The following is a 12,184-nucleotide window of genomic DNA, read 5'->3' as shown; positions in this document are numbered from 1 at the left end:
ACCTTGACCCAAAAGAGAGCGCAGAAAGCCGAGATACCCCATCTTGCCGGCCACTACGCCAAAGATGGCTTCATTCTTCAGCAGCTCGTGAACAAGGATTTCAAGCTTCGATATCGCCGCTCGGTTCTGGGCGTCGTCTGGAGCGTGCTGAACCCCCTGCTCATGATGATCGTCATGAGCTTTGTCTTCTCCTATTTCCTGCGCGGGTCAAGCGTTGAGAATTATCCACTTTATCTCATCGTGGGCAACGTCACCTTCGGTCTCATGAACGAGGCGACCAGTACAGGCCTGCGGTCGATAATCGATGCGGCTCCACTCCTTAAAAAAGTCAGGGTTGACCGCTGGGTCTTCCCCATCCAAAAAGTGCTCTCCGCAGTGGTAAATTTCGCGCTTTCGCTCATTGCGGTCGTCATTGTCATGCTGTTCTTCCGCATCGCGCCCACCTGGCACCTTGCTTGGATGATTCCGGCGCTGCTCCTGCTCATGGTCTTCTGCGCGGGAGTCTCTCTGCTCATCGGCGCGCTCGCAGTCTTTTTCCGCGACATGATCCACCTCTGGAGTGTCCTGCTCACCGCATGGACCTACCTAACCCCCATCTTCTGGGACATGTCGCTTCTCACCAACTCCAACGCTCCGTGGATCGTCACGGCGGTGGTCAAGGCCAATCCCATGTACAACTACATCGACATGATGCGGTGCGCCATCGTCTATCAGACCTCCCCCGGCCCTACGGTCATCACCCTCGCTGTTTTGTGGGCAATTCTGGCGCTTGTCATCGGCGTACTCGTATTCCGCAAGACCGAGCATAAGTTCATCCTTTACATCTAAGGCAGGAATCGCATGACAGACACCTCTATGCCTGAGCACGTCATTGAGGTCAACGACGTCTCGATGATCTTCAACATTGCCTCAGAGCAGCTCAACAACCTCAAAGAGTATTTCATCAAGCTTGTGCGGCATGAGCTGTTCTTCAAAGAGTTTCGCGCTCTCAACCATGTGAGCTTCAAGGTGCGCCGCGGAGAGGTTGTGGGCCTCGTAGGTACCAACGGCTCAGGAAAGTCCACCATGCTCAAGTGCATCGCCGGCGTGCTGGAGCCATCTGAGGGTAACATCATCGTACGAGGCAACATAGCGCCACTCATCGAGCTTGGGGCCGGCTTTGACCCAGAGCTCACGGCCCGCGAGAACATCTACCTTAACGGCGCCCTCCTCGGCTACTCCAACGACTTCATCGACGAGCATCTCCAGGAGATTATCGACTTTGCCGAGCTCCATAACTTTATGGATATGCCACTCAAAAACTACTCCTCTGGCATGGTGGCAAGAATCGCTTTTGCCATCGCCACGGTTACCGAGCCCGATGTTCTCATCGTAGACGAGACGCTTTCCGTGGGCGACGTCTTCTTTCAGGAAAAGTGTGAGAAGCGCATCAAGAACTTCATTGACTCCGGCAGTGTGACCGTGCTCTTTGTCTCCCATTCCATGGAGCAGGTCGAGCGCATCTGCCAACGCGCCATCTGGATCGAGAAAGGCGAGCAACGCATGGACGGTCTTGTGGGCGACGTGCTCAAGGCCTATAAGGCTCAATTCGCGTAGATCGCACGACGCGGTCGGCAATCCCTTTCGTGGAATACTTTATCCAAAAGGAGTCGCATGAGTTTTGTTGCTCACGTATGTTCCTTCCTAGAGCAAAAGAGGAACGAGTTCCTGGCGCTCGATTCGTCTCGCCAGAGAAGAAGAAGGTTCCTGTTTTTCCTCACCATGCTCATTCTGCTCACCCTCGTCATGTATGCGACGTTTCTCGTCTGCGACAGATATCTCATCTACTATGACGTTGGCTCGGATAGCATCGGGCAGTCAGTGCCTTTCTTCCTAAATGCCGCAAGCAGATTCTCAGAGCTGAACTTTTCAACCTGGAATCCATCACAGTTTCTGGGAACGACCACTGTTCAGCTCTTCAATCCAGAATATATCGTCTCGTGGTTTGGCCGCGATGCCGTCCCGACCATGATGCTAGTCTCACAGATGCTTAAGGTCATACTCGCGGGGGTATTCTTCTACCTATTCATCGGGTATTTCGGTGTGCGCCCCGAAACCCAAATTGCATCAAGCCTCGGAATAGCTTTCTGTGGAAGAATGCTCGCGCTCGCCCCTTGGACCGCCTATACCGCAGAGGTCACACTTCTCGCGGCACTTCTCTGGAGCGTAGAGCGCGCGCTCTCCAACCCTAGAAAGATTATCTCCCTCCCCATCTCATTCGCCCTCATCGTGATGACCTTGAGCGTGTACGGTCTTGTGCTCTACACGCTCGTTCTAGCCATGTACACCGCGTTCAGCCTTGGGTTTCATCACGATGATTTGAACCAGCAGGCCCTCTCGCGCTCAATCGGCAGAATCGCCCTTCTTTATCTGTGCGGCGTCCTGCTCTCTATGCCTTCCCTGCTCGTTTATCTTGATTCCTACGCACACAGCGCCCGGGTCTCACAGGACGTGTCGCTCGGCTCAATGCTCTTGGGCCTAGCCGAGGCACCTGACGCGCGCGTTCTCAGCGAGGCATACCTCAAGGCCCTCAGCCCCGCCGCTTCCGGATTCATGAATGATCCCATTGGCTACATGGGCTTCTTAGACACACCCTACCTCTACTGCGGCCTACTATCTCTCGTGGGCCTGCCCTTTGCCTTCAAAGACAATTCTCGTCGCCAGACTATCTGGTTGGCGGTCATTAGCCTCTTCTCTCTCGCGTATATTGTGTTCCCGGGCCTCAGGTTTCTCCTAAGCGGAGGATCAATTGAGGCCAGCAGTTTCCGCATGTCCTCAACGTGGGTAATCTTTGTCATTGCGCTTTTAGGAGCACTTGGACTCGACAAGCTTTGGAAGCTTCGCGCGCCTCGCCCGTTATTGTTCTGGACCATCGTGCTTGTTATCTTTTCTACAATTGCCTGCCTGAGCCTCCCAGGCCACTATCGTCCTCTGCGCGTTATCGCCGCATGCGCACTCCTTGTTGTATATACGGTACTCCTCCTCAAACACGGCGCGACGGGTAATATCATTTTTGCGCTTGCCATTGCAGCTCTCGTGCCCGTAGAAATACTCGTACAGGGGTTTGAGTTTGTAAATCGTGTACCAGCCCAAACCCGGGAAAGCTATGAGCAAACATTCAACAGCGGACTCTCCGAATTGCTCAATGAGACGGGTGCCGACAGCGGACTCGCGCGCGTAGACTATCAAACCGATCTGCTTACCAGCCCAATGGCCTATACCTACAGGGGTACTGAATCCTATATCGGCGGCGTAGGGTCATATGCAAATGTCACTGAGTTCATGAGCACTATTGGCAACGACTATATCGAGACACTCGGCTATTCCCGTTACACGTATGGCTTTAGCGACCCATATATCAATGCCCTCCTGGGTGTTAGCTATGTGGTTTATCCCGCCGATGACAACCACTATGTTCCACTCGGCTATGAGGAGGCTTCTTCCGACATCAACCAACGCATTCTCGTGAACACAAACACTCCTGAATTCTTCTCCTTCTTTAGCGAAGATGAATCCATTACTGAAGACGCCTATCTGTCTACCCCAAGGGAGCTTCGCGAGGAACTCCTGCTTAGCGCAGTTATGGTTCCGGAGGATATTGGCTCTCCTTCGAACAGCCAAGTCATACAAGAGCTCAACTCAGCCATGAGACGAGGACGGGTGCTCGGGAGCGCCTCCGGAAGCGCTGACAAGAACCATGAGCTTAGTTTTGAAATCAGCCCATCGCAGAGCGACTACCTTGCCCTATGCTTCAACTTGACAGCCACTTCAACGGCAAGCGGTAACCTCCGCATAACTGCCAGTTTTTATGACTCATCCGAATGCCAGAACCCCGTTACCGTGCCGCTCTATCTTGCCGCCGGAAACGAGAGCATCTATATCCCCGTTCCAAACGATGGATTCACGCGGGCAACCGTCGCAATATCAACGACAAACGCCTGCGACGACGCCACTCTTGACAACATCCGCGTTGAGGAGGTTCCGGACGAATATGTGGACTACTACCTAGATTGCTGTACGAAGAGGCGCGCGGCGAATCCCGAAATTACCTCCTATACAAGCGATTCAATAGTAGCCCAAGTTAATGCGCCTGAAGCTGGATACCTCTTTGTACCCATCCCATACAGCGAATCATGGCACGTTTATGTTGATGGCATCGAGCAGGATGCGTTCTTAGCTGACTATGCGTTCATTGGGTTTGAGATCGAGGACGGCAAGCATCAGATTGAGCTCGTGTACCAGGATGCTGCCTACAGCACAGGCATAGCCCTGTTCGCGGTGAGTTTTACTGGACTCATCACTGTCAAGATTGCCATCCTGAGACGAAGCGCGAGTAGAAACCGGGGAGCGACGATTCGCACGGGGCGATAGACGAGACGGACAATCCGCCTCTCTTTAGTCCTCCTTATGTCAGAACAAGCACTATAAACCCCTGTTGGCGACGCCCATCAAAACGGCAATGCCAACAGGGGTGTTTGCATAATTCACATATGCTGTTATCAAACCGAGCTACTTCCTACCCCTGATTCCCCTCACAAATGCCTTTACAGCCTCACGACGATTTGAGCCGAGGGGTAAAATAGAATCGGCAATCCACCTGACAGCGTTTTCTTGCGAAATTGCTCGCTCATGCTGAATGGGATCACTCGTATCGGACTTGGCCATCCCGACAAAACGCGCGAGCAACGACTCATAGAACGGCGTCCTGCGCGCATAGCTCCAATAGAGTTCCGCACGGTCGCAGTCAGGGGTATTCCACGGCTTCTCAAAACCGGCATAGTGAACAATCTTTTCCTGAGAGCGAGATCTCAGGAAGGCGTCATACATCTCTCCTGGTGCAAACGAAAAAACAGCTCCGATTCTCTCGGCACAGTCAATCATCACATTCCATTCGAAGTCGAGGAATACGACTCTCCCCTCACAGTGGGCGTTGAGGACATCTTGGTCGTTATATATCAGCTTATCGTCAGACGCGTACTCGAGCCACTGAGTCATAGGATGAGCGTCGCGCATCGCACGCGTGTTTAGGAGGAGGACGCCAGCTTGGAAATAGGCGAACGGGTCCTCGAGGTGAAGGACCTCTCTGGCATAGCGGACCCTCTTGCCATCCTTCATGTTGACGTTACCCGCAAAATCGATGTCGGGGACCGCGGCGAGAAGGTTGTCCCCAAGCTCTACGGAGAAGAGCTCGGAGATATCTCCCTTAACTATCAAATCTGAATCGAGATATATCACCTTGTCATAGAACGGGAGCAGCTCTTGAACGAGGAACCGATAGTAGGTCTCCACGCTGATGTGTGCGTTGCTAGTGGTCAACTTGTACTTGCCGATGATGTTTCCCACATTGTGAAACCTGACTGACACCCCATCAAGCTTGCCAAGCCATCCGGACATCAGGTCCCTATTCTCCCAGCTAATATCGCGATGGAGAACGACGACATCGTAGCGGTATGCGCGAGACGCGTTTGCCATGGCGGAATACACCGTTGTTGCAAGCATGGGAACATAGTTGTTGTCCGCTGCAAATACGATCGGTATCACGGGCCTGGCGTCATCCAACTTGATAGGTATCTCAAGATCGGGCTGATACTCAGGATGCTCAAAGTGGACACATTGGAGCTCTCCAATCCTCCAGCTTCTTCCCAGCCGTTCGTTATGCAGCAGAAAGATGTTCAGGAGTCTCTCTGAGAGGTGCCCAGGCGTGCGTAGCCCCTCCTTGCTATAGCGTGACATGTCTGTCCTGCGGCAGAACTCTTCAAGAATGGGAAACATCCAGGAGCAGTACTCGTCGAAGATGTCTCGGCGCATGATAAACATATTGCAGAAGCGCGCCTTATGACCGCACAGCAGGGTTTTCACGTCCTCCTTATATGAAGCATCTCTCTCGATGACAATATCCATCACGCGATCCAAGTCCTCCACGTGGAGGTGAGGGGCAGCAGCGTAATGGGAGCGAATGGTGGCCCCCGGTCCCATGAATTTACAGACATCAATCGATGGGGTGGCAATCACATCAAATGATCGGACAGTATCGGCGATTGTCATGTCATCGAGCAGATATTTAACTTGAGAGGCTTCGTCAATGCTTCCATCGATGATCTCACCAAACTCGTTTTCTTTATGCCACTCCGGGTTGAAGTCAAAGTACCGACGATAGTGGCAGAAGCCAACGTAGGTGGAGACAGTGTTTTTCCATGCCCAGTACTGGGTGGTCAGCTCGCAGTACATTGCATTGAGCTGAGAGATGTTGGATCCCTCGTCGTCGTGCAGAGCCCATGAGAACCGGTCGTTCCTGAGCGCACATCCAACCTGCACGGGCTGGAGAATAACGCTATCAAATGCATTCACATTCTTATGTGTGGAGACAAAGATGCGAATATCGCTGCCCGAGTAAGACGCGACCGTCGCGCGCCGCCTCAGATCCTCGATATGGCTCTTTGCCTTAACGTAATAGCAGAGAAAATCTTTGGAGTTGACGCCAAGGTTGCCGGCAAGGCCCTTTGCCTGCTCATACAGCGCGTAGTATGAGCTCTCATCGTCAAACATCTCGTCATGCATCAATGCGGCATATGCCTCATCACGGGCAAAGCGCATAAGGTGCGTGGCTACGATCTCGTTGCCGCACAAATCGATTGCATGCGACAGCATGCGTGCGCGCTCATCTACACACAGGCGCTCGTTCCAATCGTTCATGCCGCTCTCTATCAGCTTCTTTCTGAGAGACGCAGCATATTCGAGGAGATTGCGATCGTCCCCCGCAAATCTCATGGCGGCATCGCTGCATGCCATGTAGGCCTTCATGTTTGCGCGCCAAGACGATGCGTCTAGGTCCTTGAAGCCGGTGCCCCCCCTACTGAGATAGTACTCATAGCCAATAATGGTATTTGCATATCGGATTCTCGAGGCCAGCGCGCAGAGAACGAAGTTCTCATAGGCATCTTCTCCAACCCCAAAACCATCTCCTTCCATCAGGGAGAAGGCCCTCTTTGCTAACGAGGCCGAGAAAACCCTTTGCGTCACACGCCAATCGCAGTCAAAGGTAAGGTAAGATGCCCTCATGACGTCAAGAGCACTTAACCCGCCGGGATTGGCGTTCGCCTGTCGGGCAAGGGAGTTGGCGGTTTGCACATCAATCGAAGCGCCGGGGATTACCCTCATTCCAAAATGAAGGTAATCTGCATTGGTACGAGTTAGCACGGAGTCAAGCGCCTCGAGAGTCCCAGGGGCAAGACAGTCGTCCGAGTCAAGAAACAGAATATAGTCACCAGTTGCAGCGGCCACCGCATCCATACGTCCGCGATGGACTCCCTGGTTGACCTCTTTGTTTATGGGCACAATCCGGCTGTCAACATTGGCAAAGGCCTGCAGCACCGTGCCCGAGTCATCTTCGCTTCCATCGTTCACGATGATAAGCTCGAAATCAGAGAACAACTGCTCGGTCACACTTTTGATGCAGAGGGGGAGATACTCCGCGTCGTTATACGATGAGACGCATACTGAGAATCGGGGCATCGAGACTCCAATACAATTTGACGTACGTAATAGGACTGATTCTATCTAATTCTCGAAAGCTGGATATATGCGGCTTGCAGATACGTTGACGCACCCGCCCGTCCCCCCCCGCTTAGCTGATGTCGGCCCTCACATTGTCCAAAAACAATTGCATCGAGTGACGTGTTGCCACCATGCATCGCGCATTTGTAACCCATTCGGATGCCTTTTGTGGATTATCGCGAACAAACTCAAGCGCTCGGACGTATCCGTCAATATCCTCGATCTCCACAAGGGCACCAGTGATGCCATCCACTATGAACTCCCCGACCCCACCATCGTTGCTCGCAACAATTGGGAGCCCGGCACGGACGGCCTCAAGCAAAATATTTGGCAAGCCGTCCGTGTCGGCGGTATAGAGAAAGACGTCAAACTCGTCTACAGGCAGGTCGTTAAATCCCGCGAACGGCCTCTCATACCGCACAGATTTGACATCAGCGAAGATGGAACTCGAAATCCCCTGTTCCCTGCCAAACACGGATATGGAGATCGCCTGGTCATCACGACCATCCAAGGCCAGACCAATTTGTCGGACAATATCCGGACGCTTTTGAGGCGCAAGGCGACTTGCCCAGAGTACACGCAGCCGCCCATCGGACCTCTCCCCACTGATGGCATGGCAGTCCCCCTCGTCCGCCGGTTGATAGTGCACAACGATCTGAGAGGGCGTAAAGGGGTTCAAGCTGAGAGCTTGCTGGCGTATCATCTTATTGTCGGTGACGATACGGGTTATCACTGGTTCAATTTCCCTCAGAAATGGGTCCGCGAGATTGAGCAGCCTTCCTCTCTCGGACGCCGGCACCGCCTCGTTCATGAACAGCGCAGGATAAACTTTGATACTCTTATGGAGAAGGTACTCAATCCGCGACCGCACCCATCTATAGGAAAAATCACCGAGGGCCCAACCGGCAAAGAAACAGAAAAGCCTGCCTGGGCTCAAGTACGCAATGAGCCGATCCATGAGCAGGAGGCGCTCCTGCTCATCCATCCCATCGCTGACGCCAAAGAAGTCGACAAAGGCGCAGTCTCCCGGAACACTATAGGGAAACGATTCCGGCTTTGATCGCATGACGGCAAGCCTCCACGATGGGTGAAGCACGTGCAGCGCAGTCGCGTATCTCGCCAACACCTTTTCAGTGCCACCCGCTCCCAGAGGGTCATACGTAAAGAACAACAAGTCTAGATTGGCCGCCACACCACCAGCCAACCTATGAAAGGCCTCCGCGAACATCAAATCCAGATATGTAGGAGCATGAAGCAAAACATCCGCAGCATAGACAGCATCCTCGGTGGGCCAAAGATGGTTATCTACGGCATTCATGGCTTTCCAAGCATTAATCAGCCAGCCGGGCAGCCGAGAAGATGCCGATGACTCCCGCCGGATATCGGATGATCGGTCGCCCCCGTCAAACAACAGCTCTCTGAGCTTCCATCCTATCCTAAGGCCAACTCTTTTCACAAGGGATGGGCCACTTGCGTCCGCCACAGCATTGGCGGGAGCGCCTTGAGAATACAGCCCCTCGAATGCATCGGCGGGGTTGTTGAGAGGCGTCGCCCAGTAATCCATCAACCCATTACGAGGGCAGACAGCAGATGAGGGGTAATGGTAGCAGTAGTCTTCGTCTTTCAGGATGCGGTGAAAGGCCGCCGTTTCGCTAACGGCCTCGTGACAAATACCCTTAGCCAAGCTGTCGGCAACAAAGGCATGGTGCACATACCCAAGGTAGTCCACATCTTCAACAAAACGAATCAATCGGAAGACGTTCCTCTTTCCAAACATGGGGCCGGGCCAAGGATTTCTCCTGAGGGCAACCAAGCGGTCCTCGACGATGTTCCCCACTTCAGGTTGGAGCCAAATCAAATGCTTCCAAACGTCTGTGCCAAACTCGACAACCGCCTCCGGGTGCCAGATGACACTTCGCCCATCATCCTCCAAATCAAGCACATCGGAGATCGTGTTTGAGGTAATGAGGTCAGAGGCACGCAACAATCCGATGTAGTCGCTTTTGGAGCCGTCTATCACCTTGTTCAGCGTAGCACCAAGGGAGAACCTGTCACATTCGCACAGAATCGCACCCTTGTCCGTAAAAATCCTCAGACCTCGCAGCGTTGTCTCATCGCATTGGTGGGCAACAACGAAAACGTCCCAAAAGTGCAGGGAGCCCTTTAGGCAGTCAAACGCGCACTCCAGGGAAACCCAGGTCTTGAATGAGGCAAGGCCCTCGTCATGTGCAACCACCACGATGGTGATGCTTGACTCCTGTTGCTGTGTCACGGCCCCTCCTTAGGCGCATCTCCAACCGGAAGTCAAAAACGTTCTAAGATTCGCCTGCGAACGCCCCTGATGAGCCAGTAGAGGCTCGTGGTTTTGACCTGATTGTAATTCCTCTCCAAATGGTCACGCTCTTTGACAAGAACGTCGAGTTCCTCCTTGGAGGACTGTAGCTCCGCAGCAAGCTGATCAACCTGCGTCTGGAGCCTCTCGACCTCCCATCCTGCAAGCATGGCAAGATGACGCTTATGAAAGCTATCAAAGAAGGCGCTGAGGAGGCTACCGTCTTGCACCAATGCGGCAACTGACTTTGAGACCGGCGATTCGCCCCTATCGTAGCCAGTAAAGTCTCGGCATCTATCGATAAGATCACGCCGAAGTGCCCAGTAGTCGTCAGGGTTGCTCGGAGGATCATCCAAGTCAAAACTAAGGTTGGAGTCCATGAATTCTTCAACGCTGGCTCGCGATGCCAAGACATCCAGCCCCGAATACCGCTCCTCGTCGTATTTCCCAGACTCTTCAATAAGGAGCACGGGGGTTTCGAAGGCAAGACACGGTAGAAGCGCGTGCAGGCGGGTGGTGACCACGGCGTGCGCAGACTGATAGGCACCCAGGAACAGCTCGGCCACGCTCATTCGACCAGCACCCGAGAGCGAGAAGTCCCCAAATGGTGAGACGCGTATCACTGGACGGTCGGTTCTTGAAACCATCGCTTGGTACAGAGAGTCGGGAACGTCGACCGCGAGCACGTAGTCTTGCCTCTCGAGCCGATTATCCCTCTTCAACGTCAGGGTCAGGCAGCCGGAGAAATAGGCATCAATTCCTTCGCTCTTTAGGAACTTGAGAGTGCTCAAATCTCGAGCACCGACCGGTCCATAGGTTTTGAGGTACGAGCGGCTGCCATCTGCGAGAAAAACCTCCGACGGCTTCACAAGGTTCGGGCCAACGCCGCTCTTTTCTATATATATTGAAATCAGAAGCGGATTAATCGATGGGTCGCGAGGCGGCCATGCGAACGGGTCTCTCATATACCATCCATTGGCGAGCAGCTTTACCGCCTCGTCCCCAAACGGAGATGCCCACTCCCCAATCCGGTCCCTGTCGATATAGGCATCAACCTGCGGAAGAAACCTGCGCGCAGCAATGCTCTGGACCTCGTCGCCGATGTTTTCCGTTGAGTAGCTGTACAGCGCAAATCGTGTCATATCTCACCCCGGTTCATAAGAGGTCGCTCGCCAGATAACTGAAATAAACTTTCATCTTGAAACCAACTCAACACCCTATATTAATGATGACAGCCAAAAAGGAGGCCACCGCAAGCTTCGGCAGCCCCATTAGAAGTCTGGAAAACGACAAGAGAGAAGCACTTATCTATAGGTGACAACCGTAGTGCCTCTCGGAATATTGTCATAGATCCACTTTGCATGGTCAAGGGAAAGCCGGACGCAGCCAAGCGAGATATTCATCCCCAGCCTTCCGTCCATCACATTGAAGGTGCCCGGGTAATACTTTATAGAATGAATGAGGTAGTCACCGAAAAACTGTGTGTAATAATAGCAGGTATAACCATGCCCAAATGAATACCCTTTTGCTCCAACAACATATTGACCCGTCACCGTTGGCGAAGAAGGAGCCCCTGAAGAGCAGCGCCAATACTTGGAGAGCGTCCACGCGCTTCCATTCCATGTAAACACGCCAAGATAGTTGTTGCTCGTGTCTATCATCACGAGATAGTTTGTGCCGCTACCATACCTTTGAGCCTTCGAAGCCATCTGGGCCATACCCGGCGGTATCGTTACCTTCCCATCTTCACCAAAATCGTAGGTGACACCATCAATGACGTGTCTACCTCTATAGATTGCACCATCCGATCCGGAGTAATACCATGATCCATCAACATCAAACCACCCAATCCACAGAAAACCACGATCTCGATCAAGTCGGAACCTCCTGTCACCAAGATCGAGCCAACCGAAGATTATTGAGCCGTCCTCGCACCCGTAGTACCACAGGCCGTCAACCGTGTACCAGCCGGTCCAGAGGTGGCCGTCGTCGATGTCGAGGCGGTAGCGCTTGCCGTCGAGGTCGAGCCAGCCGCGATGCGCTGCCCCGGTACCTGGGTCAAGGTAGAACGTGCGGCCATCAACGCTCACCCAACCGCTGCCCGTGAGGATGGAGCCGTCCTCGCGCCCGTAGTACCACAGGCCGTCAACCGTGTACCAGCCGGTCCAGAGGTGGCCGTCGTCGATGTCGAGGCGGTAGCGCTTGCCGTCGAGGTCGAGCCAGCCGCGCACCATCTCGCCCCTGGCGTCGTAGTAGTAG

At 53.4% G+C, this 12,184-nt stretch carries 7 protein-coding genes; 3 read left to right on the top strand and 4 right to left on the bottom strand.

What is annotated here, in order from left to right; all coding sequences use genetic code 11:
- The first annotated feature begins 3 nt into the window (after positions 1-3).
- From INF26_RS06740 to INF26_RS06730, 3 genes are read left to right on the top strand one after another with little or no spacing between them, the layout of a single operon-like run.
- A complete protein-coding gene (locus INF26_RS06740) occupies positions 4-828 on the top strand; it encodes an ABC transporter permease (protein ID WP_226371953.1) in 825 nt (274 codons plus the stop codon).
- Positions 829-840: 12 nt separating this feature from the next.
- The gene (locus INF26_RS06735) at positions 841-1,596 is read left to right on the top strand and encodes an ABC transporter ATP-binding protein (protein ID WP_193530143.1); all 756 of its coding nucleotides are present in this window, start codon (positions 841-843) and stop codon (positions 1,594-1,596) included.
- A gap of 57 nt (positions 1,597-1,653) precedes the next feature.
- Positions 1,654-4,410, top strand: a complete 2,757-nt coding sequence (locus INF26_RS06730) for a YfhO family protein (protein WP_193530141.1) — start codon at positions 1,654-1,656, stop codon at positions 4,408-4,410.
- Positions 4,411-4,548: 138 nt separating this feature from the next.
- Here the strand turns inward: INF26_RS06730 and INF26_RS06725 are convergent, their stop codons facing one another.
- From INF26_RS06725 to INF26_RS06710, 4 genes are all read right to left on the bottom strand, one after another.
- Entirely contained in the window at positions 4,549-7,551 is a 3,003-nt protein-coding gene (locus tag INF26_RS06725; protein ID WP_193530139.1) for a DUF4422 domain-containing protein, read from the bottom strand.
- Between the two features lie 112 nt (positions 7,552-7,663).
- Entirely contained in the window at positions 7,664-9,865 is a 2,202-nt protein-coding gene (locus tag INF26_RS08635; RefSeq protein WP_193530138.1) for a glycosyltransferase family 4 protein, read from the bottom strand.
- Positions 9,866-9,897: 32 nt separating this feature from the next.
- Positions 9,898-11,067 carry a polysaccharide pyruvyl transferase family protein gene (locus INF26_RS06715; protein ID WP_193530137.1) on the bottom strand — a complete coding sequence of 390 codons (1,170 nt, stop codon included), beginning with the start codon at positions 11,065-11,067 and terminating at the stop codon, positions 9,898-9,900.
- A 162-nt stretch (positions 11,068-11,229) separates the two neighbouring features.
- A partial coding sequence (locus INF26_RS06710; RefSeq protein ID WP_193530136.1) for a L,D-transpeptidase family protein occupies positions 11,230-12,184 on the bottom strand: 955 nt, incomplete at its 5' end.

Source organism: Thermophilibacter gallinarum, from assembly GCF_014982725.1.
Lineage (GTDB): Bacteria > Actinomycetota > Coriobacteriia > Coriobacteriales > Atopobiaceae > Thermophilibacter > Thermophilibacter gallinarum.
Note: the sequence above shows the minus strand (reverse complement) of the source record. Positions and strands in the feature narration are given on the sequence as shown.

Excerpts from the sequence above, each read along its gene's own strand:
- INF26_RS06725 (WP_193530139.1), bottom strand. The coding sequence starts at position 7,551 with ATGCCCCGATTCTCAGTATGCGTCTCATCGTATAACGACGCGGAGTAT.
- INF26_RS06730 (WP_193530141.1), top strand. The coding sequence starts at position 1,654 with ATGAGTTTTGTTGCTCACGTATGTTCCTTCCTAGAGCAAAAGAGGAAC.
- INF26_RS06735 (WP_193530143.1), top strand. The coding sequence starts at position 841 with ATGACAGACACCTCTATGCCTGAGCACGTCATTGAGGTCAACGACGTC.
- INF26_RS06715 (WP_193530137.1), bottom strand. The coding sequence starts at position 11,067 with ATGACACGATTTGCGCTGTACAGCTACTCAACGGAAAACATCGGCGAC.